The organism is Streptomyces luteoverticillatus, assembly GCF_003970715.1.
Lineage (GTDB): Bacteria > Actinomycetota > Actinomycetes > Streptomycetales > Streptomycetaceae > Streptomyces > Streptomyces abikoensis.
This window is the reverse complement of sequence record NZ_CP034587.1, coordinates 388,400-409,855: the sequence shown is the minus strand read 5'-3', so window position 1 is coordinate 409,855 and position 21,456 is coordinate 388,400. Positions and strand designations below refer to the sequence as shown.

General features: G+C 74.6%; 18 protein-coding genes and 2 pseudogenes. 11 read left to right on the top strand and 9 right to left on the bottom strand.

The features are described 5' to 3' along the window. Positions 1-31: 31 nt before the first annotated feature. The 4 genes from EKH77_RS01850 to EKH77_RS01835 form a co-directional block, all read right to left on the bottom strand. On the bottom strand, positions 32-1,354 hold the full coding sequence (locus EKH77_RS01850) for an aminotransferase class III-fold pyridoxal phosphate-dependent enzyme (protein ID WP_126912689.1): 1,323 nt from the start codon (positions 1,352-1,354) through the stop codon (positions 32-34). Further along, positions 1,351-1,584 (bottom strand): hypothetical protein, encoded by a 234-nt coding sequence (locus EKH77_RS01845; RefSeq protein WP_126912688.1) that lies wholly within the window; start codon positions 1,582-1,584, stop codon positions 1,351-1,353. Before EKH77_RS01845 ends, EKH77_RS01850 begins: the two co-directional genes overlap by 4 nt. 206 nt (positions 1,585-1,790) lie before the next feature. Further along, complete coding sequence (locus EKH77_RS01840; protein ID WP_126912687.1) at positions 1,791-2,732, bottom strand: FkbM family methyltransferase; 942 nt, start codon at positions 2,730-2,732, stop codon at positions 1,791-1,793. Positions 2,733-2,873: 141 nt separating this feature from the next. Then, positions 2,874-4,082, bottom strand: coding sequence for an MFS transporter (locus tag EKH77_RS01835; RefSeq protein WP_126912686.1), 1,209 nt, complete (start codon positions 4,080-4,082; stop codon positions 2,874-2,876). A gap of 120 nt (positions 4,083-4,202) precedes the next feature. On the opposite strand from EKH77_RS01835, the gene EKH77_RS01830 reads away from it, so the two are divergent. Beyond that, positions 4,203-5,522, top strand: coding sequence for an aminotransferase class I/II-fold pyridoxal phosphate-dependent enzyme (locus EKH77_RS01830; protein WP_126912685.1), 1,320 nt, complete (start codon positions 4,203-4,205; stop codon positions 5,520-5,522). Between the two features lie 16 nt (positions 5,523-5,538). On the opposite strand, the gene EKH77_RS01825 is transcribed toward EKH77_RS01830, so the two are convergent. From EKH77_RS01825 to EKH77_RS01815, 3 genes are read right to left on the bottom strand one after another with little or no spacing between them, the layout of a single operon-like run. Then, positions 5,539-5,913 (bottom strand): DUF488 domain-containing protein, encoded by a 375-nt coding sequence (locus EKH77_RS01825; RefSeq protein WP_126912684.1) that lies wholly within the window; start codon positions 5,911-5,913, stop codon positions 5,539-5,541. 2 nt (positions 5,914-5,915) lie between these two features. After that, entirely contained in the window at positions 5,916-6,695 is a 780-nt protein-coding gene (locus EKH77_RS01820; RefSeq protein ID WP_126912683.1) for a sirohydrochlorin chelatase, read from the bottom strand. Further along, positions 6,695-7,840: a uroporphyrinogen-III synthase gene (locus EKH77_RS01815; protein ID WP_126912682.1), complete on the bottom strand. Its 1,146-nt coding sequence runs from the start codon at positions 7,838-7,840 to the stop codon at positions 6,695-6,697. Before EKH77_RS01815 ends, EKH77_RS01820 begins: the two co-directional genes overlap by 1 nt. A gap of 191 nt (positions 7,841-8,031) precedes the next feature. On the opposite strand from EKH77_RS01815, the gene EKH77_RS01810 reads away from it, so the two are divergent. The 5 genes and pseudogenes from EKH77_RS01810 (at position 8,032) to EKH77_RS01795 (ending at position 15,605) form a co-directional block, all read left to right on the top strand. Further along, on the top strand, positions 8,032-10,152 hold the full coding sequence (locus EKH77_RS01810) for a molybdopterin oxidoreductase family protein (RefSeq protein WP_126912681.1): 2,121 nt from the start codon (positions 8,032-8,034) through the stop codon (positions 10,150-10,152). Positions 10,153-10,166: 14 nt separating this feature from the next. Then, positions 10,167-11,387, top strand: coding sequence for an NAD(P)/FAD-dependent oxidoreductase (locus EKH77_RS01805; RefSeq protein WP_126912680.1), 1,221 nt, complete (start codon positions 10,167-10,169; stop codon positions 11,385-11,387). 53 nt (positions 11,388-11,440) lie between these two features. Beyond that, the gene (nirB, locus tag EKH77_RS01800; protein WP_240667681.1) at positions 11,441-13,945 is read left to right on the top strand and encodes a nitrite reductase large subunit NirB; all 2,505 of its coding nucleotides are present in this window, start codon (positions 11,441-11,443) and stop codon (positions 13,943-13,945) included. Then, positions 13,942-14,253: pseudogene (locus EKH77_RS33535) on the top strand (nitrite reductase (NAD(P)H) small subunit); the annotation flags it as partial. The gene nirB and the pseudogene EKH77_RS33535, both read left to right, overlap by 4 nt. 36 nt (positions 14,254-14,289) lie before the next feature. After that, a pseudogene (locus EKH77_RS01795) lies at positions 14,290-15,605 on the top strand (MFS transporter). Between the two features lie 16 nt (positions 15,606-15,621). Here the strand turns inward: EKH77_RS01795 and EKH77_RS01790 are convergent. Beyond that, entirely contained in the window at positions 15,622-16,500 is an 879-nt protein-coding gene (locus tag EKH77_RS01790) for a LysR family transcriptional regulator (RefSeq protein ID WP_126917826.1), read from the bottom strand. Positions 16,501-16,621: 121 nt separating this feature from the next. On the opposite strand from EKH77_RS01790, the gene EKH77_RS01785 reads away from it, so the two are divergent. The 5 genes from EKH77_RS01785 to EKH77_RS01765 all read left to right on the top strand — a co-directional run bounded on the left by EKH77_RS01785 (position 16,622) and on the right by EKH77_RS01765 (position 20,830). Further along, the gene (locus EKH77_RS01785; RefSeq protein ID WP_126912678.1) at positions 16,622-17,431 is read left to right on the top strand and encodes an alpha/beta fold hydrolase; all 810 of its coding nucleotides are present in this window, start codon (positions 16,622-16,624) and stop codon (positions 17,429-17,431) included. A gap of 82 nt (positions 17,432-17,513) precedes the next feature. Continuing rightward, positions 17,514-18,299 (top strand): alpha/beta fold hydrolase, encoded by a 786-nt coding sequence (locus EKH77_RS01780; protein ID WP_126912677.1) that lies wholly within the window; start codon positions 17,514-17,516, stop codon positions 18,297-18,299. 123 nt (positions 18,300-18,422) lie between these two features. Beyond that, complete coding sequence (locus EKH77_RS01775) at positions 18,423-19,313, top strand: sigma-70 family RNA polymerase sigma factor (RefSeq protein WP_126912676.1); 891 nt, start codon at positions 18,423-18,425, stop codon at positions 19,311-19,313. A gap of 118 nt (positions 19,314-19,431) precedes the next feature. Beyond that, positions 19,432-20,037, top strand: a complete 606-nt coding sequence (locus EKH77_RS01770; RefSeq protein WP_164737940.1) for an ABC transporter ATP-binding protein — start codon at positions 19,432-19,434, stop codon at positions 20,035-20,037. A gap of 7 nt (positions 20,038-20,044) precedes the next feature. After that, complete coding sequence (locus tag EKH77_RS01765) at positions 20,045-20,830, top strand: ABC transporter permease (RefSeq protein ID WP_126912674.1); 786 nt, start codon at positions 20,045-20,047, stop codon at positions 20,828-20,830. A 41-nt stretch (positions 20,831-20,871) separates the two neighbouring features. Here the strand turns inward: EKH77_RS01765 and EKH77_RS01760 are convergent, their stop codons facing one another. Then, the gene (locus EKH77_RS01760) at positions 20,872-21,405 is read right to left on the bottom strand and encodes a DinB family protein (RefSeq protein ID WP_126912673.1); all 534 of its coding nucleotides are present in this window, start codon (positions 21,403-21,405) and stop codon (positions 20,872-20,874) included. Positions 21,406-21,456 lie beyond the last annotated feature (51 nt).

Here is a 21,456-nt window from a genome sequence, read left to right as displayed (position 1 = left end):
GGGGCCTTCCACTGCTTTGAGGAGCCACTGCTTAAGGAGTACGTGCGGCGCGGGCGGTGATCGCGTCGACGAGGATCGAGCAGGCGGTGTCGACGACCTCGGCCGTCACATTGAGGGGCGGCAGGATCCGTACGACGCAGTCGTCGCGGCCGCCGAGCTCCACGATCAGACCGTGGCGCAGCGCGTGGGCCTGCGCGGCCGAAGCGGCCTCAGTGGCGGGCCGGCCGGTCACGGGGTCGGCCAGCTCGACGCCCCACATCAGGCCCCGGCCCCGCACCTCGCGGACCCCCGGACGGCCCGTCAGCGGCGCCAGCCGGCCGGCGATCTGCTCGCCGCGCCGCCGGACGTTGCCCAGCACGTCGTCCCGCCGGATCACCCGGATCGCCTCCACCCCGGCGGCGAACGCCAGCTGGTTGCCCCGGAAGGTGCCGATGTGCGCACCGGCCTCCCAGGTGTCCAGGGCGGCGTCGTAGAGGATGACGGCGACCGGCATGCCGATGCCGCTCAGGGCCTTGGACGCCACGACGACGTCCGGCTCGATGCCGTACTGCTCGAACGCGAACCACGTGCCGGTGCGCCCGCAGCCCGTCTGCACCTCGTCGACCACCAGGGGCACGCCGAGGTCACGGGTCAGCTCCCGCACCCGCCGGACGAATTCGGGGCCGGCCGGGACCACGCCGCCCTCGCCCTGCACCAGCTCCAGCAGGACGGCGGCGGGCGGCGGGATGCCGCCGAGGCTGTCGGTGAGCGCCTGTTCCAGGGGCTCGGCGCGGTTGTACGGGAAGAAATGGACGCCCGGCATGGTGTTGGGCACGTTCCGCTTGGCGGACACCAGGCCGCTGAGCGCCATGGCGGCGTGGGTGCTGCCGTGGAAGCCGCCCTGGAAGGAGACGACGTCCCCGCGGCCGGTCGCGGTCTTGCACAGCTTGACGGCGGCCTCGACCGCGTTGGCGCCGGTCGGCCCACAGAAGTGGATCTTCATCTTCTCGCGCAGCTCCGGGGGCAGCATGGACAACTGGGCCTCGGTGAAGGCGTCCTTCGCGGGGGTGGGGAAGTCCAGGCCGTGGGCGAGCAGCCCCAGCTGCCGGGTCACGCTCGCGACGACCTCGGGGTGGTTGTGGCCCAGGGAGAGGACTCCGGCACCGGCGAGGAAGTCGATGAAGACATTGCCGTCGACGTCGCGGACGAAGCTCCCGGAACCTTCCGCCAGCGCGATGGGCAGATGCCTCGGATACGTCCGGGCGCTCGACTCCCGGAGCTCCTGACGGGCCAGCAGCTCGGCGGAGAGCGGACCGGGCAGCTCGCCGTCGACGTACGGGGCGGTCAGCGGGCGGGCGGCGACGAGCGCGGTCATGACGCACCTCCTGCGATCGTTTCGGGCGGCGGCCCGCGGTGGAGTCTCTCGTCGAGAGGGCGGACGTCGAGGAGGTGGACACCGTAGGTGGGCAGGGGCATGCCGACGGTGAGCAGGCGGTCGAGGGCGGCGCGAGCGCATCCGGGCCGTTCCGCCAGGGCCCGGACGCCGGGCGGCACGCCCGTGGCCCGGGTCCCGGCGGACCCCGCGGCCGTTGTCGACTCTGTCATGACCTCTCCCTGCGGGGCGGATCCGCAGCGTGTGCGCCTTACCTGTCCATATGTACGGATTGCCGAGGGGCGCCGTTCATCCGATGGGCCCGGACGACGGCGGGTGCGGAATCTTCACGTCGAGCTTTTGACGTATGGAATGTAGCGTTTTGTCCCTCTCCTTCTTCCACGGTAGGTAACGTGGCCGCGAAGGGGAAACGGAGGGCCTAGGCGCGGCGGATGTAGAGCTCCACCGGGTTGAACCCGACCGGGTCGGGGACCCGGGGCGGGACGCGGTGGAAACCGGCCCGGGCCAGCGTGGAGCGGACGGCGATGCCGTCGATGTACTTGTCATGAATCTCCATGACGATCCGCGCCACCCGCGCCATCCACGGCCGGGCCTCGGCGAAGATCCCGGCCTCGCTGCCCTCGACGTCGATCTTCAGCAGGTCGACGCGGTCGATGCCGTGCTTGTCCAGCAGGCGCTCCACGGTGACCGCCGGGACCGTGCGCGACGGCCGGGCCAGCACGTTCTCCAGCCGGTGGGGGCGGCTGCCGCGCAGCTCGCGGACGGCGGGGACGGCGGTGCAGGTGTCCCAGAAGCCGCTCACCGCGAACTCCAGTTCCCCCTCCCTGCCGTCCACCGCCAGCGGCTCGACGATCCAGTCCAGGCCCGACAGCTCGGCGTTGCGCCGCAGCACCGCGAGACTCTCCGCGATGGGCTCGACCGTCAGCAGCCTGCGCGGCCGGTAGCGGGCGGTCAGATAGGCGGCGGCCAGCCCGGTGTTGCCGCCGAGGTCCACCACCGTGTCGAGGGTGGTGAGGGGCTCGTCCAGCGCGTAGACGGCGTCGAGCTCGTAGAAGCGGCGCAGGAACACCTGCCACAGGATCAGCAGGTCGCTCTGGCCCCGCCGGAGGACCACCGAGGCGGGGCGGTCGGGCGTCGCGAAGCGGAAGGCGAGTAACGCCTCGCTGTCGAGGGGCGTGCCGGCGGCGCCGGCGAAGCGCCGGGCCATCCAGTACGGCACCGTCACCCGCCCGGCCCCCCGCCCCCGCCGGAGGCCCACCGCCATGTCCCGCACACATCCGGCCGCCTCCCGCGCCAGCACCCGTGCCGTGCCCGTCCCCGCCGCCCGGTCGGCGTCCGACCGCAGATACGCGAGTCCCATCGCCCCTCCCTTTCAGCGCCCTTCGGGTGCGTCCCGAAGACCATCACGGTAGTGAAGGACCGGTGTCTTCCGGGCGGTTCGGGCGAGGGATGCCGTCGGAAGGAGTACGCGAGGCGCGGGCGGGTGACCGGACGGACGCGGTCAGCCCCGCGTCGCCGGGACCGGCTCCGGCCGCGGGGCCGGTTCGGTGAGGCGGGCGCGGACGAGGCGGTGCTGGGCGGCGCAGGTCGCGGCGATGAGGGTGCCGAAGGCCGTCCAGCCGAGGGGGCCCGTGGCGATGGCGGCCGTGACGGCCAGGGGGCCGACGGCGCGCTGGGTCGCCTGGGCGAGGCCGTGGACGCCCAGGTAGGCGCCCTGGGCGGTGTCGGGGGCCAGGGCGACGGACAACTCCCAGGACACGGTGGCGTGGAGCATCTCGGCGAGGGTGAAGCCGGTGGCCGCGAGGGTCAGGAAGGCGGTGGCGGGCACGGCGCCGTGGGTGGCGGAGGCGGCCATGGCGACGCCGGACGCGGCGAAGACGGCGGCGAGGGGGAGGAGTAGCGCCCGCGCCCTGGTGGTCGTGGCGCCGAAGCGGGCGAGGGGCACCTGGAGGGCCACGACCAGCACGCTGTTGAGCACCAGCAGCAGCGGGACCAGGCCATGCGGGGCGTCGGTGGCGCGGATCGCCCACAGGGGCAGGCCCACCCGGAAGACGGCGTCGTCGAGGAAGAGCACCGTGTCGCTGACCACGTACGCGAGGTAGGCGCGGTCCCGCCAGGGGTTCGTGGGGCGTGCCGCCGGTACGGGACCGTCGGCGCCCGTGACGGTGCGGGCGGGCGCGGACGTCTCCGCGCAGCGCAGGATGATCAGGGCGGCGGCGACGAACGAGAGGGCGTCGCCGAGGAGCAGGCCCGTGTAGACGGTCGTCGTGCCGGCGGAGAGGGCCGCCGCCGCGCCGAGCCCGCCGACGGCCCAGCCGGCGTTGGCGACGGTGCGGTGGAGCGCCTGGTAGCGCACCCGGTCGGGCCCGGCGATGCGGGAGGCGTAGAGCTTGGTGAGCACGTTCGACGCCCGGTCGCCGAAGCCGCCGGCCGCCGAACAGACCAGCAGGAGCGTGTAGTCGTGGGTCAGGAGCAGGCCCACGGCGGCGGCCGTGCGCAGGATCTGCAGGGCGGCGAGGACGCGGACGACCGGCAGCCGGTCGGCCAGCAGCCCGCCGAGCGGCGCGCCCGCGATGCCGACGATCCCGGCGGTGGCGACCAGGGTGCCGACCTGAGCCACGCCGAGGTGGGCGACATAGGTGAAGTACAGGACCGAGGTGGCGGCCCACAGGCCGCTGCCGACCCGGTCGACGAGGGCGACGGCGAGCATGCGCCGCCCGTCCCGCCCTCCTGGTATCCGTCCCGATATCCATGCTGATGTCCGTGCGCCGCGCATCGTTCCCCCCGGTTCCCTTGCCAACCAGATATGTATCAATACATAATTGACGGTGTGGCAACACAATATGCGATCACTGGTACGACAGCCAAGGCCCTTTCCGCGTCCGTCGAACGGGCGGTGACCGAGGGCGCCCTGGAGCCCGGCGCCGCGCTGCCGCCGGTCCGGCGGCTCGCGGAGGACCTCGGGATCAGCCCCGGCACGGTCGCGACCGCCTACAAGGAACTGCGGCGGCGCGGGATCGTCGTCACGCGGGGGAGGGGCGGCACGGTCGTCGCCCCCGCCCCCGCCGTGGCCTCCCGGCGCCCGCCCAAGGTGCCCGAAGGACTGCGCGACCTGGCCGGCGGCCACCCCGACCCGGCCTTCCTCCCCGACCTCCTGCCGCCCGTCCGGCTCTCGCCCGGCGCCCGCTCCCACCGCTCGTCCCCCCGGCTGCCGGGCCTGGAGGAGGCCGTCCGCGACTGGCTGGGGGCGGACGGGGTGCCGGTGGAGCACGTGACGTTCGCGCACGGCGCGCTGGACATGATCGGACGGCTGCTGTCCGTCGAGCTCCGCCCGGGCGACGCCGTGGCCGTGGAGGACCCCGGCTACCACCACCTGCTCGACCTCGTCACGGCGCTCGGACTGCGCACCGTCGCCGTCGCGGTCGACGACGAGGGCATGCGCCCCGAGGCGTTGCGGGACGCGCTGCGCGCGGGAGCGCGCGCCGTGGTGTGCGGTCCCCGGGCGCAGAACCCCTGGGGCGGCCGCTTCACTCCCGCCCGCAGGGACGCGCTGGTGGCGGTCCTGCGCGAGGCGCCCGAGGTCCTCGTGATCGAGAACGACCACGCGGGGAGCGTCGCGGCGGCCCCCCTCCACACCCTCACCGGCGGCGGGCTCGCGCGCTGGGCGCACGTCGCGACCGTCACCAAGTACCTGGGCACGGACCTGCGCTGGGCGGCCGCCGCCTGCGACGCGACGACCCTCGCCCGGCACGACGGGCGGATGCTGCTCACCTCCGGCTGGGTGAGCCACCTGCTCCAGGAGACGGTGCTCGGCCTGATGACGGACCCCGCGACCCGGGACCTGGTGTGCCGGGCCCGCGACGCCTACGAGGAACGGCGGCTGGCCCTGATCGGCGAGCTCGGCCGGCACGGCATCACGGCCCACGGGGTGAGCGGCATGAACGTCTGGGTGCCCGTGCGCGACGAGTCCGCCGTCGTCAACGGACTGCGGACGCACGGCTGGTGGGTCGCGGCCGGGGCGCGCTTCCGGATCGGCGGGGCGCCCGGGGTGCGGATCACCGCCGCCGGGCTGCCGCCCGCCGACGGGCGGCGGCTGGCCGCCGACTTCGCGGCGGTGCTGGGCGAGTCCCAGGCGACGTACGGGGGATGAGACCCACGGTGGGGGATCAGCGCCGCTCGAGCTCCTCCTTGAGGACGGCGGCGGCGCTGATGTCCTGGTCGCGGGTGGCCGTCAGCAGGGTGAGCGGTCGCTCCCCGGCCACCTCGCGCAGATGCCCGAGGGCGTTCTCGTGCGTCGCGTCGCCGTGGAGCTCGGCCCGGTAGCGGCGGCCGAACTCGGCGAACTTCCCCGGGTCGTGGCCGTACCAGGTGCGCAGCCCGGTCGAGGGGGCGACGTCCTTGCACCACTCGTCGAGTGCGGCCGCCTCCTTGCTGAGGCCGCGCGGCCAGATCCGGTCGACCAGCACCCTGCTGCCGTCGGCCGTCGCGGGTTCCTCGTAGACCCTGCGCACCCGGATGTCCCGGGTCTTCTTCGCCGTCACGGTCACCTCCCGGTCCGGCTCCGGCTTCCATGATCTACCGCGCCGGCCGGCCGCGCACCCGGAACCGGCCGTGCCGCGCGGGCCGCCGCCTGGTCGTAGCGGCGCAGGACCAGGCGGGCGACGGCCGGGTGCGTGCCGAGCGGCGCGGCCACGGCGTCGGCCCCGCGGCCGGACCCGGCCCGCCGGGCGAAGTCGCCCGGCGCCAGCAGGTAGGGGGCCACCGCCAGCGGCCCGGGGAGGCCGCGCCGCCGCAGCGCGGCGACGGCCTCGGCGGGCGGGGGCAGCGGCCCGCCGAGGTGCGCGGGGACGACGGGCGCGCCCAGCCGCGCGCTCAGCAGCCCGGCCATGGCGCGCGTGGCCGCCGTCGCCGCCGGGTCCCGGGACCCGGCGGCCGCCAGCACCACGGCCGCGCCGGGCGCCCGGCCGCACCAGCCGGCCTCGCGCAGCCGCCCCGACAGGGCCTCGGCGAGCAGCGGGTCCGGGCCGAGCGCGGGCGCCGTCACGGCCCGGTGGCCGGCGCCGGCGGCGTCCAGCACGGCGGGGATGTCGACGCGGACGTGATAGCCGGGCCCGAGCAGCACGGGCACCACCACGACGGGCCCCGCCACCCGCTCCAGCACGTCCCCCGGGGCCGGGGCGGCGAGCCCCAGGAACCCGCACTCCACGCGCAGACCGGGGCGCAGTGCCCGCACCCGGTCCAGCAGCAGACGCACGGTCCGCACCCCGGCCGGATCCCGCGTGCCGTGCGCGACGGCGACGAGGACGGGAGCGGGCCCTCCCATCACGCCCCCGCCAGGGCGTAGCCGCGCTTCGGGACCGTGCGGACCAGGGCGGCGTGGCGGCCCAGGGCCCTGCGCAGCCGGGCGATGGACATGTCGACCGCGTGCCGGTCGGCGCGGCCGTCGGGCCAGGCGCGGACGAGCAGTTCGGTGCGGCTGAGCACCTGGCCGGGGCGCTCGGCGAGAGCGCGCAGCACCGCGGCCTGCAGAGGCGGCAGCCACACCGGGGCGCCGTCGCCGAGGAGCGCGTTGCCCTGGAGCACCAGGGGGTCCGGCGCGGGGCTGAGGGCCCGGCGGCCGCGCAGGGACAGGACGTCCTCCAGCGTCCGGACGAGCGCCCCGAGCCGGCTCCGCTCCGGGCAGTGCACCGGCACGTCCGCCTCCCGCAGGGGGTGCGCGCACAGCTCGCCGACGCAGAACGCCGCCACGTCCTCGCGCAGCGCGGCCAGGAACCGTTCCCGCTGCCCGGCCGCCGCGGCCGCCTCCAGTAATGCCACGGCGGCCGGGGCGCTGGTGAACGTCAGCGCGTGCACCTCGCCGCGCGTGGTGCCCTCCACGAGGCGGCGGACCGCGCCGGGATCCTCCGGAGGCCCCCACCGGTAGACCGGGACCTCGATCACCTCCGCGCCCCGCTCGCGCAGCGCGGCCGTGAAGTCCGGCAGCGGCGCCCCGTGTTCCTGGACCGCGACCCGGCGGCCGTCGAGGTCCCGGGCGAGCAGCCACGTCAGCACCTCGTGACTGGCCTCGGTCCCGGGCGCGAACGCCTCCGCCAGGCCACAGGCCCGTACCGCGCCGGTGGCCTTCGGGCCACGGCTGACGACCGTGGCGGCCCGGCAGGCGCCCAGCAGCGCGTCGGCCGTCCCCCAGCCCTCGGCGGCGCTCATCCAGCCGCGCCAGCCCACGCCCGTCGTGGCGACGACGTAGTCCAGCGGGGCTTCGAGACAGCGCTCGGTGGCGCGGCGCAGCGCGGCGTCGTCACCGAGTGGCATGATGCGCAGCGCGGGGGCCTCGACGACGCGGGCGCCCCGGCGCACGAGCAGTGCCACCAGCTCCTCGCGGCGGCGGTCCGCCGTCACCCCGATCGTGAAACCCGTCAGCGGTCCCACCGCCCCGTCGTCCCGGCCGGCGGTCGTGTTCCCCGTACTCATGGGCTCAGGCTCGCGGCGCTTTGTTACCGGCGAGTTGCCGCACTGTCATGGCGGCGTCAGCGTTTGCCCGGCTCATGTTAAATGCGGATGCCACCCACATCACACAACCGCCGCCGGGGCGTGAGGAATTGGTGCCACGGCCGCAACATTCCGGACCCGGCCGTGTAACGGGCCGGACTCATGCTCGGCGTATGACTCCGACCGACACCCACTGCCCGTACTGCGCGTTGCAGTGCGGCATGCGACTGCGGCCGCGACCCACCGGTCCCGGCGGCACGCCGCCCTCCGCCCCGCCGGTCGATGTCGAGGAACGCCCCGGATTCCCCGTCAACCAGGGCGCGTTGTGCGGCAAGGGCCGCACCGCGCCCGCCCTCCTCGCCCGCGCCCTCCGCCTGACCGCGCCCCTGGTTCGCGACTCCGCCGACGGAACCTTGCGCGAGGCGTCCTGGGACGAGGCCCTGGACCGGATGGCCGACGGTTTCCGGCGGGCCGCCGAACACCACGGCCGCGAGGCCGTCGGTGTTTTCGGCGGGGGCGGACTGACCAACGAAAAGGCCTACGCGCTCGGCAAGTTCGCCCGCGTGGTCCTGCGCACCCCGAACATCGACTACAACGGCCGCTTCTGCATGTCCTCGGCCGCCACCGCCCACCGCGCGGCCTTCGGCGTCGACCGCGGCCTGCCCTTCCCGATGGAGGACATCGCCACGACCGGCTGCGTCGTCCTCGTCGGGGCCAACCCCGCCGAGACCATGCCGCCCGCGCTGCGCTACTTCACCCGCATGCGCGAGGCCGGCGGCCGGCTGATCGTCGTCGATCCCCGACGGACGCGCACCGCCGAACAGGCGGACCTCCACCTGCGCCCGGTGCCCGGCACCGATCTGGCGCTCGCCCTCGGGATGTTGCACCTGGTGATCGCCGACGGCCATCTGGACAAGGACTTCATCGCCGCCCGCACCACCGGCTTCGAAGGGGCCCGCGCCACCGCCATGGCCCACTGGCCCGAGCGGGTGGAACAGATCACCGGGGTGCCGGTGTCACAACTGCGCGAGGCGGTACGCATGTTCGCCGGGGCCGGCACCGGCATGGTCCTCACCGCGCGCGGCAGCGAACAGCACAGCAAGGGCACCGACACCGTCCGCGCCTGGATCAACCTCTGCCTGGCCACCGGCAAGGCCGGGCGCCCCGGCAGCGGCTACGGATGCCTGACCGGCCAGGGCAACGGCCAGGGCGGCCGCGAGCACGGGCAGAAGGCCGACCAGCTCCCCGGCTACCGCTCCCTGACCGACCCCGCCGACCGCGCCCACGTCGCCGCCGTCTGGGGCGTGGACCCCGACTCCCTGCCCGGACCGGGCCCTTCCGCCTACGAGCTCCTCGACCGCGCCGGAACCCCCGACGGCATCCGGGCCCTGCTGGTCATGGGCTCCAACCCGGTCGTCTCCGCGCCCCGCGCCGCCCATGTCACCGAGCGGCTGCGCGCGCTGGACTTCCTCGCCGTCAGCGATGTCGTGCTCTCCGAGACCGCCGAACTGGCCGACGTGGTCCTGCCCGCCGCCCAGTGGGCCGAGGAGACCGGCACCACCACCAACCTCGAAGGCCGGGTCATCCTCCGCCAGGCGGCCGTCCCCCCGCCCCCCGGGGTCCGCACGGACCTCACCCTCCTCAAGGAGCTCGCCGCGCGCCTGGGCACCACCCACGGCTTCCCCGACGACCCGCGGGAGGTCTTCGACGAGCTGCGCCGGGCCTCGGCGGGCGGCGCCGCCGACTATGCGGGCATCGACTACGCCCGCATACGCGCCGAGAACGGCGTCTTCTGGCCCTGCCCCGACCCCGCGCACCCGGGGACGCCGCGCCTGTTCCTCGACCGCTTCGCCACCCCCGACGGCCGGGCCCGGTTCGCCGAGGCCGGCCACCGACCGCAGGCCGAGGAGCCCGACCCCGCCTATCCGCTGCACCTCACCACCGGCCGGGTCACCGCCCAGTACCAGAGCGGCGCCCAGACCCGCCGGATCGCCGAGCTCAACGCGGCCGCCCCCGGCCCGTTCGTCGAGCTCCACCCCCACCTCGCCGAGCGCCTCGGCGTCGGCGAGGGCGACGTCCTGGCCGTCACCAGCCGGCGCGGCCGCGCCCTCGCCCCCGCCAGGATCACCGCGGCCATCCGCGCCGACACCGTCTTCATGCCCTTCCACTGGGACGGACCCGGCCGCGCCAACACCCTCACCAACCCCGCCCTGGACCCCCAGTCGCGCATGCCCGAGTTCAAGGTCTGCGCGGTACGGGTGGAGAAGGCGGCCGAAGCCGAGGCCCGCCCATGAACACGAGCGGCAGCATGAATATCCGCCGCGTCGCCGTCGTCGGCGCCGGCATGGCCGCCGCCCGCTTCGCCCAGCAACTCCTCGCCCGCACATCCCCCGGTGCCGCCGAGGTGACGCTGTACGGGGCGGAGCCGGACGCGCCCTACAACCGTGCCCTCCTCGCCGACGTCCTCACCGGCCGTTACGACCCCGACGCCATCGGCCTGCCGCTGGGGGAGGGCACCACCCTGCGCACCGGCACCCGCGTCACGGCCGTCGCCCCCGCCACCCGCTCCCTCACCCTGGCCGACGGCACCACCGCCCCCTACGACGCGCTCGTCCTCGCCACCGGAGCCGCCCCCGTCGTGCCACCCCTGCGGGGCCTGCGCGACGGCGAACCGGAACCCGGCGGCGTCCACCTCCTGCGCACGCTCGCCGACTGCCGGGCCCTGGCCGACGCCGCCCGCCGCGCCACGCACGCCGTCGTGATCGGCGGGGGAGTGCTCGGCGTCAGCGCCGCCCGGGCCCTGGCCGCCCTCGGCACGCCCACCACGATCGTCCACCGGGGCGCGTGGCTGATGGAACGCCACCTCGACGACCGCTCCGCGCACTTGGCGCGCGGGTGGCTCGCCGCCCTCGGCATCACCACGCACCTCGCCGCCCGGCCCGTCACCCTCCACGGCACCGACCACGTCCAGGCCCTCGAACTCGCCGACGGCACCAAGCTGGAGACCGACCTCGTCCTGCTCGCCTGCGGCGTCCGGCCCCGCACCGCGCTGGCCCGGGCGGCGGGGCTGCGCGTACGCCACGGCGTCGTCGTCGACGACCGGCTGGCCGCCTCCGCCCCCGGCGTCCACGCCATCGGCGACTGCGCCGAGCACCGGGGCGCCGTCCACGGACTGACCGGACCCGCCTGGGCCCAGGCCGACGCGCTCGCCGCCCACCTCTCCGGCACGGACCCCGGCGCCCGCCACACCGGCGCCCGCCCCCTGACCCGGCTGTCCGCGGGCCCCCTCCAGCTCGCCGCGTTCGGCGACATGACCGCCGAACACGCCCCCGGCCACGACGTGCTGCGCTACTCCGACACCACGCGCGGCACCTCCACCACGCTCGTCCTGCGCGGCGACCGGCTCGTCGCCGGCGTCCTCCTGGGCGACCTCGCCGCCACGGGCGACATCGCCCTCGCCTGGCAACGGGACGAACCGCTGCCCGCAGACCCCTCTTACCTGCTCAACCCCGAAGGAGCCCGCGCGTGACGCCCCCGCTCTCCACCTCGGCCCCGCACCGGCTGGTCCTCGTCGGCCACGGCATGGTCGGCCAGCGCTTCCTGGAAGCCCTCCACGAGCGGACCGGCACGGCCGGGCGCTTCGCGGTGACCGTCCTCGCGGAGGAGCCCCGGCCCGCCTACGACCGCGTCCACCTCACCTCGGCCTTCAGCGGCACCACCGCCGAGGAACTGTCCCTGTGCCCGCCGGACTTCCTCACCACCCACGGCATCGACCTGCGTCTGGGCGACCCGGCCGTCGCCGTCGACCGCCCGGCCCGCACCGTCACCACCGCCTCCGGCGCCCGCGTGCCCTACGACACCCTCGTGCTCGCCACCGGCTCCTACCCCTTCGTCCCGCCCGTCCCCGGCCACGACGCCGACGGCTGCCACGTCTACCGCACCCTCGATGACGTCGACGCCATCCGCGCCGACGCCGCCCGGGCCCGCGCCGGCGCCGTCATCGGCGGCGGGCTCCTCGGCCTGGAGGCCGCCGGAGCCCTGCGTGCCCTCGGACTCGAGACCCACGTCGTCGAATTCGCCCCCCGGCTGATGTCCCTTCAGATAGACGACGCCGGCGGCGCGCTGCTCCGCCGCAAGATCGAGGAACTCGGCGTCACCGTCCACACGGGCGCCGGCGCCCAGGCCGTCGGGACCGGCCCCGACGGACGCGTCGGCGCCCTGACGCTCTCCGACGGCACCGGCTTCCCCACCGACCTCGTCGTCTTCTCGGCGGGCGTCCGGCCCCAGGACCGGCTCGCCCGGGACTGCGGCCTGCCCGTCGGCGAACGCGGCGGCATCGTCGTCGACGCCCGCTGCCGCACCGCCGACCCGCACGTCTTCGCGATCGGCGAATGCGCCCTGGCCGTCGACGGCCGCGTCTACGGGCTCGTCGCCCCCGGCTACGCCATGGCCGAGACCGCCGCCCGCGCCATCACCGGCGACGCCTCCGGGGAGTTCACCGGCGCCGACACCTCCACCCAGCTCAAGCTCCTCGGCGTGGGCGTGGCCAGCTTCGGCGACGCCCACGGCACCACCGAGGGCGCCCTGGACGTCACCTACGCCAACAGCCGGGCCGGCGTCTACAAGAAGCTGACCCTCGGCCCCGACGGCTCGCTGCTCGGCGGCATCCTCGTCGGGGACACCGACGACTACGCCACCCTGCGCCCCCTCGCGGGCAACGGCGCCCCCCTGCCCGTACCGGCCGAACAACTGCTCCTGCCCCGGCCCGCCGGGTCGGCGGGCGGCGGCAGTGTCGGCGCCGCGGCGCTGCCCGACGGGGCCGTCGTCTGCTCCTGCCACAACGTCACCAAGGGCACCATCCGCGCCGCTGTCAGCGAGCGCGAGTGCACCACCGTGCCCGCCGTCAAGAAGTGCACCAAGGCCGGCACCGGCTGCGGAAGCTGCGAGAAGCTCCTCACCTCGATCGTCACCGGCGAACTCGCCGCCGCGGGCGCCCCGACCAGCCGCGGCCTGTGCGAGCACTTCACCCACACCCGCGCCGAGCTCTACGAGATCATCCGCGTCAAGGGCATCACCTCCTTCGCCCGGCTCCTGGCCGAACACGGCACCGGTCAGGGCTGCGCCGTCTGCAAGCCGGCCGTCGCCTCCATCCTGGCCGGGCTCGGCGAGACCTCCTACATCCTCGACGGCGAACAGGCCGCCCTCCAGGACACCAACGACCACTTCCTCGCCAACCTCCAGCGCAACGGCTCCTACTCCGTCGTGCCCCGCGTCCCCGGCGGCGAGATCACCCCCGACGGCCTGATCACCATCGGCGCCATCGCCCGGGACTTCGGCCTCTACACCAAGATCACCGGCGGTCAGCGCATCGACATGTTCGGCGCCACCGTCGACCAGCTCCCCGAGATCTGGCGCCGCCTCGTCGACGCGGGCTTCGAGTCCGGGCACGCCTACGGCAAGTCCCTGCGCACCGTGAAGTCCTGCGTCGGGCAGACCTGGTGCCGCTTCGGCGTCCAGGACTCCGTGGCCCTCGCCATCGAACTGGAGCTCCGCTACCGGGGCCTGCGCTCCCCCCACAAGATCAAGGCCGCCGTCTCCGGCTGCGCCCGCGAGTGCGCCGAGGCGCGGAGCAAGGACTTCGGCGTCATCGCCACCGCCCAGGGCTGGAACCTCTACGTCGGCGGCAACGGCGGCGCCACGCCCCGCCACGCGGACCTCCTCCTCCAGGACACCGACCGCGGCACCCTCATCCGCACCATCGACCGCTTCCTGATGTTCTACATCCGCACCGCCGACCGCCTGGAGCGCACCGCCCCCTGGGTCGAACGCCTCGAAGGCGGCCTCGACCACCTGCGCGCCGTCGTCGTCGACGACGCGCTCGGCATCGCCGGGGAACTGGACGAGCTGATGGCCCGCCACATCGAGGGCTACGAGGACGAGTGGGCCGCCACCCTCGCCGACCCCGAGCGGCTGCGGCGCTTCGTCTCCTTCGTCAACGCCCCGGGAACCCCCGACCCCTCCGTCAGCTTCGTCCCGGAGCGCGAGCAGATCCGCCCGGCCCTCCCCGAAGAGGTAGGCACCCGATGAACGACCACTCCTCCACCACCACCCTCGTCCACCCCGACGCGCGGGTGGAGATCGGCGGCACCGACGAGGCCACGGCCTGGACCGCCGTCTGCCGCTACGGCGACCTCACCCCGGGGCGCGGCGTCACCGCCCTCGTCTCCGGAGAGCAGATCGCGGTCTTCCGCGACGGGGACGGAACGCTCTACGCGCTGGACAACCGCGACCCCGTCAGCGGCGCGTACGTCATCTCGCGCGGCCTCACCGGCAGCCTGGGCGGCGTGCCGGTGGTGACCTCACCCATGTACAAGGAGACGTACGACCTGCGGACGGGCGAACGCGTCGACGAGGACGGCGTCGCGGAGTCCCTGCGGACGTGGCCGGTCCGCGCGGTCGCCCCGGAGAGCCCGGCCGCAGGCGGTCGCCCCCGGACCCGCACCCTCACCGACTGGCGGCCGGAAGAGCCCGGGTTCTGGGAGCGCACCGGCTCGCGTGTCGCCCGGCGCAATCTCCTGGTGTCCGTGTTCACCGAGCACATCGGCTTCTCGGTGTGGAGCATGTGGTCGGTGCTGGTGCTCTTCCTCGGCCCTGAGTACGGCATCGACCCGGCGGGCAAGTTCACGCTCACGGCTGTGCCGACCGTCGTCGGCGGCGTCCTGCGCCTGCCGTACACGTACGCGGTGGCCCGCTTCGGGGGCCGCGCCTGGACGGTCCTCAGCTCGCTCCTCCTGCTGGTGCCCACCCTCCTCATGGCCGCCGTGCTCAGGCCGGGAGTGTCCTTCACGACCCTGCTGCTCGTCGCCTCCGTGGCCGGCGTGGGCGGCGGCAACTTCGCCTCCTCCATGGCCAACATCAACGCCTTCTACCCCGGGCGTCTCAAGGGCCGGGCCCTGGGCGTCAACGCCGGCGTCGGCAACATCGGCGTCCCCGCCGTGCAGCTCGCCGGCCTCCTCGTCCTCGCCACCGCCGGCGCCGGGCACCCCGCCCTGCTCCCGCTGGCCTACGTCCCCCTGGTCGTCCTCGCCACTCTCGCGGCCCTGCGCTGGATGGACGACCTCCCGGCGGTGCGCGACACCCGGCCCGCGCTCCGCGAGATCATCGGCGACGGCCATACCTGGGGGATCTCGCTGCTCTACATCGGGACGTTCGGGTCGTTCATCGGCTTCTCGTTCGCCTTCGGGCTGGTGCTCCAGACGCAGTTCCACGACCAGTTCGACACACCGGTGAAGGTCGCGAGCCTCACCTTCGCCGGGCCCCTGCTGGGCTCACTGGCCCGCCCGTACGGGGGCGCCCTGGCGGACCGCCTCGGCGGTGCCCGCGTCACCCTCGCCGTCTTCGCGGCCATGGCGGCGAGCAGCGCGCTCGTCCTCGCCGCGGCGCGGGCCCACTGGGTCACGGTCTTCTTCGCCGGTTTCATCGCCCTGTTCGTGCTCAGCGGCCTCGGCAACGGCTCGACCTACCGCATGATCCCGGCCGTCCACGACACCCGGGCCGACCGCGCGACGACACTCATCGGCTTCGCCGGCGCAGTGGGAGCGCTGGGGGAGTGCTGGTGAACGTCGCGTTCCGGCAGTCGTTCTTGAGCACGGGGAACGGTGAGTGGGCGTATGCGGGGTTCCTGGTCTTCTACGGGGTGTGCGCGGGGGTGACGTACGGGGTGTACGGCCGGCGCCGCTTGGCGTGAGGGAACCCGGGAACCGCTACGCCCCGTGGCACGCCTCGATCAGCGCCCGCAGCACCGCACGCGGCGGATCCGGCCGCACGGCCAGGAACGTCCGCATCACCGGCGAGGGATTCCGAAGCGGCCGGAACACCACCCCCGGCACCGGCAACTGCTCCGCGTGCGGCGCGTAGAAGACCGTCCACGACGGCATGCCGAAGCCGATCGTCGCCAGCGTGTCCTGCGCGGTGGTGAACTCCGGCCCCATGACCGGCTCGAAGCCGGCCTCCCGGCAGGAGGCGGTCACCAGGTCGTACAGGGCGGGGTTGCGCGACGGCGGGGACAGCCGCAGCGGCAGCCCGGCGAGGTCGGCGGTGTCCACCACCGCGCGGACGGCCAGGTCGTGGCGGGCGGGCAGGGCGACCATGAGCGCGTCCTCCCACAGTGGCAGGAACTCCAGCCCCGTACCCGGCCGCTCGCCCCGCAGCAGCGTCGCGTCGAGCTCGCCCGAGCGCACCGAGCGGAGCCGGGCGTCGGTGGCGGCCGTCACCAGTTCCAGGCGGGCGCCCGGGGCCAGCCGGGCGAACCCGTCGAGGATGGCGTCCAGGCGGGTGCCCAGCCCGGCGCTGGTGCCGAGCCGCAGGGTCGCCGCCTGTTCGGTGCGCAGCTCGTCGACCGCCGCCCGTCCCCGGACCTCCGCGGCCAGGACCTCCCTGGCGTGCGGCAGCAGCCGCCGGCCCGCCTCGGTCAGGCTCACCGCCCGCGTGGTGCGGTCGAAGAGTTCGGCGTTCAGCTCCCGCTCCAGCCGGCGGACCTGCTGACTGACCGCCGACTGCACGATGTGCAGCCGCTCGGCGGCCCGCCCGAAATGCAATTCCTCCGCCACCGTCAGGAAGTAGCGCAACTGCCGGATCTCCACACCCACCCCATTGATCGGGTTTCGCGATGAGTGTAAGCGCGATCCGGTGGTTGGCCGACAACCGGGTCCGCGATGGGATGAGGGCCATCACACCCCTCTGACCAGGAAAGACAGCCCCATCATGCCCAAGACGACCATAGGCATCAGCGGCGGCGACGCCACCGTCGAGTACGACATCACCGGCACCGGACCGGGGGTGGTCCTGGTGCACGGCACCGCCGCCACCCGTGAGCAGTGGCAGCCCTTGACGGAGGCGGTCGCGGACCGGTTCACCGTCGTCGCCCCCGATCTGTCGGGCTCGGGCGGCACCACCGACCACGGCGGCCCCCTCACCCTGGCCGACCTGGCCGACGAGGTCCTCGCCGCCGCCGACGCCGCCGGCCTGGACACCTTCCACCTGGCCGGCCACTCGCTCGGCTCGGCCGTGGCCACCCACCTCGCCGCCACCCGGCCCGAGCGCGTCCGCTCGCTCGCCCTCCACGCGGGATGGGCGCACACCGACGTCCGCATGGACGCCGAGTTCCGCTACTGGCTGGAGCTGATGCGCGCCGACGCCGCGCACGGCACCGCCCTCTTCCCGCGCCTGCTGCCGCTCATGGCCTACGGGCCGCGCTACTGGCAGCACGTCGACGCGGCGGCCAACGAGGAGCTGATCCGCGCCCTGATACCGATGATCACACCCGGCGCGGTACGGCAGACCGAGGTCGACCGGCAGGTGGACCTGCGCCCGCTCCTGGGCCGGATCACCGCCCCGACCCTCGTCCTCGCCAGCGCCCACGACCGCATCATCGACGCCGAGCAGCAGCAGGCGCTCCTCGCCGGCATCGCCGGCGCCCGCTACGCCGAGATCGACGCGGGCCACGGCGCGCCCGGGGAGGACCCGGCCGGATTCGCCGCCAAGCTGGCCGCCTTCCTGGACGAACAGGGGTGACGCGGCCCGCCCGCCCGCACCATAATGCGGCGGGCGGGCCCACTTGTGGCGACGTGGTGCGGCGGATCCTGGAGGTGGGGTCATGGCGGTGTTCGTCCTGGTGGCGGGCGGCTGGCTGGGCGGCTGGGCCTGGCGGGACGTCGCGGCGGAGCTGGAGCGCGCGGGGCACCGGGCGGTACCGGTCACCCTGACGGGCCTCGGGGACCGCGCCCACCTCGCCACGGCCGGCACCGGGCTGAGCACCCACGTGCAGGACGTCCTCAACGTCCTCGCGTACGAGGAGCTCTCCGACGTCGTCCTGGTCGGCCACAGCTACGGCATCTTCCCCGTCCTGGGCGCCGCCGACCGCTGCCCGGAACGCGTCGGCCGCGTCGTCTTCCTCGACGCCGCCGCGCCCCAGGACGGGGAGAGCGTCGTGAACACGTTCATGGACCCCGAACGGCGGGCGGCGTTCGAGAAGCGCGTCGCTACCGAGGGCGAGGGATCGCGCTTCCCCCTGCCGGGACCGGACGAACTCCCGGCGTGGGGCAGCCTCGACGGCCTGGACGACGCGGCACTCGCCCGCATGCGCCGGCTAGCCGTCGGCCACCCCTACGGCTCGTTCACCGAACCCCTCCGCCTGACCGGAGCGGGCGACCGGCTGCCCGCCTCCGCCGTGTTCTGCACGGCCAACGGCAACACCCTCGCCATGATCGAGGCCCTCCACCGGGCCGGCGACCCACGGCTTCGAGCCGTGGTCGACAAGGACACCACCTTCTTCGAACTCCCCACCGGCCACTACCCGATGCTCTCCATGCCCACCGCCACCGCCCACGTGCTGATCGACGCGGCGGAGGGCCGGGGCCGACGCCTCGAACCGGGGCCGTGAATCCCCGGCCCTGCGCGTGACCGCCGGTCCCCGCCGTCACCCCGGCCTCGTGATCCGGTGTGTCACATCCGTACGGTCTCCTTCGTCAATGGGATGACGAACGCCGACGGAAGAAAGCGACCGATGAACAACGAGGAATTCCTGGCCGAGCGCTTCGAGGCCCACCGAGCCCACCTGCGCTCGGTCGCCTACCGGATGCTCGGCTCGCTCAGCGAGGCCGACGACGCGGTGCAGGAGGCGTGGCTGCGGCTGGCCCGTGCCGACACCGAGGACGTCGCGAACCTGGGCGGGTGGCTGACGACCGTCGTCGGCCGGGTGTGCCTGGACATGCTGCGCTCGCGGAATACGCGCGGCGAGCAGTCCCTGGACGTCCACGTCCACGTGCCCGACCCGGTCGTCAGCGGCGTCGACGGGATCGACCCCGAGCAGGAGGCGCTGCTGTCCGACTCCGTCGGCCTCGCGCTGCTCGTCGTGCTGGAGTCGCTCGCCCCCGCCGAGCGCCTCGCGTTCGTGCTGCACGACATGTTCGCCGTGCCGTTCGACGAGATCGCCCCCATGGTCGGCCGCACCCCGGCGGCCGCCCGGCAGCTCGCCAGCCGGGCCCGCCGCCGGGTGCGGGGCACCGCGCCCGTGCCCGACGCCGACCTCGGCCGGCAGCGGGAGGTCGTCGACGCGTTCCTCGCCGCCGCGCGCGGCGGCGACTTCGACGCCCTGGTGACCCTGCTCGACCCGGACGTCGTCCTGCGCGCGGACACCGGCGCGGGCCTCGCCGGCGGGTCGCGGGAGCTGCGCGGCCCCGCCGCGGTGGCCGGGCAGGCGCTGCTCTTCCAGCGTGCCGCCGGCTCGTCGCGGCCGGCGCTCGTCAACGGCGCCGCGGGCATCGTGTCGATCGTCGGCGGGCGGCCCACGGCCGTCCTGGGCTTCACGATCACGGACGGACGGATCGTCGAGATCGACATCCTCGCCGACCCCGAGCGCCTGAGCGGCCTCGACCTGACGTCGCTCGACGGCTGAGCCCGACCCTTCCGCGAGGGCCGATCGGCCGCTCCTGACCGCCCCCGGCCGACCGGCTACCGCCGGGGGCGGCACCCCGGTGGTAGGGATGGGAGCGATGAGTGACGCACGGCCGCTCCTGGAGGTCCACGACGTCCACAAGGCATACGGCAGGCACCGTGTGCTGCGCGGCGTCGACATGGAGCTGCGGGCGGGCCGCCTGGCGGGTGTCGTCGGCGAGAACGGGTCCGGCAAGTCGACCCTGCTGCGCATCCTCGCCGGGCGGCTCCGGCCCGACCGGGGCGTGGTCAAAGGCCCCGGCCGCATCGGCTACTGCCCCCAGGAGACCGTGCTCAACCCCGCCTTCACCGTCGAACAGCACCTCGAACTCTTCCGCGTCGCCTACGGCCTGCCCGGCCTCGACCGCGCCCACGAACTCCTGGAGACCCTGCACTTCGCCGACTACCGGCGGCACCGGATCGGCACCCTCAGCGGCGGCACCCAGCAGAAACTCAATCTCGTCCTCGCCCTGATGCACGACCCGCCCCTGCTGCTCCTGGACGAGCCCTACCAGGGCTTCGACTGGGAGGCCTACCAACGGTTCTGGGAACTGGCCGGGCAGCTCCGGGCCGTGGGGCGGTCCTGTCTGGTCGTCACCCACATCGCCTATGACACCAGCCGGTTCGACGACCTGTGGCGGCTCGACGCCGGACGGCTCGTCGACGACGCGCGCCGGGGCGGGTGAACCGGCCGTGCGCACCGCCTCCACCTCCGCCTGGACGTACTTCTCCACCGCCGCCCGCTACGCGCTGCTCGAACACTCCCGGAACAGGCTGGCGCTCGTCCTCGTCCTCTTCTACCTCCCGCTGTGGATCTCCCTCGGCCATGTGGTGATCACCTCCGCCGAGGTGCGGTTCCTGCTGCGCGCGACCGACGAGACCATCACCGCGCCCGGCAACAACCTCAGCAACATCTCCGGGGCCCTCAACGCCGTCACCCTGATCGTCGGCTTCATGATGTTCTCCGTCACCTTCACGGCGGGCCGGTTCGACCACCGGCTCGCCATGGCCGGCTACCCCCGCCCCCAGCTGATCGCCGGCAAGCTCGTGGCGCTGCTCCTCGCGGCCGTCCTGACCAGCGCCTACGCCACCGCCGTGGTCTGCCTCTACTGGCACCCCCGGCAGCCCTGGCTGCTCGGCCTCGCCCTCACCACCGGCGCGCTGACCTACGGCGGCTTCGGGGTGATGCTCGGCGCGACGCTGCGCGGCGAACTGGCCGGAATGCTGCTCATCATCATGACCAGCATCATCGACACCGGCCTGCAGAGCCCCATCGCCAATCCGGTCGCCGACAACGACTTCATCCGCTACCTGCCGTCCTACGGGGCCATGCAGGCCGCGGTCACCGCGGGCTTCCGGGACTCCTTCCCGTTCCCCTACCTGCTTCTGGGCCCGCTGTGGTTCCTCGGTGCCGTCGTCGTCGCCGGGATCGCCTTCCACCGGCACACCCGCGACCGCAGGCCGGCCTTCTTCGGCTGACCGCCGACGACCGGGTCCGGGCGGCTCAGGCTCGTCGCGGCTCAGGCTCGTCGGAGGTAGGCGAGCGTCGCGGGCGCGTACCCGAACTCCACGGGCACGGCCACGCCCAGGGCACGGGCGACCGGCACCATCACCGCCAGGTGGTGGACGGCGTGGTGGGCGACGAACAGCAGCTCCCGCCCCACGGTGGAGCGCGTGCGGACGACCGTGCCCGCCGCGTCCACCACACTGAGCACGTCCACGGGCCGGTCGAGATCCGCCGGTGTCACCGCGGCCACCCGGGCGGAGACGTCGGCCAGCCGCGCCAGCGCGGCACCCCGGTCGGTCTCCAGCACACCGCCGCGCTTCCGCCGGTCGTAGTCGACCGTGCCGCCGCCCGCGCCGGCCAGGAGCGCGGTGTAGTGGTCCACGCAGTGCCGAACGTGCCCGGCGACGCAGCTGCCGGCCTCATGGGGCCGGCACACGTACTGCGCGTCGCTGAGCATGCCGAGCAACTCCCGCGTGTGCCCGAGCTGGGCGGTGGCGTATCCGACGACCCCGGCGGCCCGTTCCTCGTCCTCTTCCCATGGCGTCATCACCCCACTGTGCGGACGCCGCTCGGCGCGGCACCGGGCCCCGGGCGCGGA

Coding starts and splice junctions, on each gene's coding strand:
- EKH77_RS01840 (WP_126912687.1), bottom strand. CDS start 2,732: ATGGGACTCGCGTATCTGCGGTCGGACGCCGACCGGGCGGCGGGGACG.
- EKH77_RS01805 (WP_126912680.1), top strand. CDS start 10,167: ATGAATATCCGCCGCGTCGCCGTCGTCGGCGCCGGCATGGCCGCCGCC.
- EKH77_RS01775 (WP_126912676.1), top strand. CDS start 18,423: ATGAACAACGAGGAATTCCTGGCCGAGCGCTTCGAGGCCCACCGAGCC.
- EKH77_RS01815 (WP_126912682.1), bottom strand. CDS start 7,840: ATGAGTACGGGGAACACGACCGCCGGCCGGGACGACGGGGCGGTGGGA.
- nirB (WP_240667681.1), top strand. CDS start 11,441: ATGGTCGGCCAGCGCTTCCTGGAAGCCCTCCACGAGCGGACCGGCACG.
- EKH77_RS01820 (WP_126912683.1), bottom strand. CDS start 6,695: ATGGGAGGGCCCGCTCCCGTCCTCGTCGCCGTCGCGCACGGCACGCGG.
- EKH77_RS01780 (WP_126912677.1), top strand. CDS start 17,514: ATGGCGGTGTTCGTCCTGGTGGCGGGCGGCTGGCTGGGCGGCTGGGCC.
- EKH77_RS01850 (WP_126912689.1), bottom strand. CDS start 1,354: ATGACCGCGCTCGTCGCCGCCCGCCCGCTGACCGCCCCGTACGTCGAC.
- EKH77_RS01760 (WP_126912673.1), bottom strand. CDS start 21,405: ATGACGCCATGGGAAGAGGACGAGGAACGGGCCGCCGGGGTCGTCGGA.
- EKH77_RS01810 (WP_126912681.1), top strand. CDS start 8,032: ATGACTCCGACCGACACCCACTGCCCGTACTGCGCGTTGCAGTGCGGC.
- EKH77_RS01835 (WP_126912686.1), bottom strand. CDS start 4,082: ATGCTCGCCGTCGCCCTCGTCGACCGGGTCGGCAGCGGCCTGTGGGCC.
- EKH77_RS01845 (WP_126912688.1), bottom strand. CDS start 1,584: ATGACAGAGTCGACAACGGCCGCGGGGTCCGCCGGGACCCGGGCCACG.
- EKH77_RS01785 (WP_126912678.1), top strand. CDS start 16,622: ATGCCCAAGACGACCATAGGCATCAGCGGCGGCGACGCCACCGTCGAG.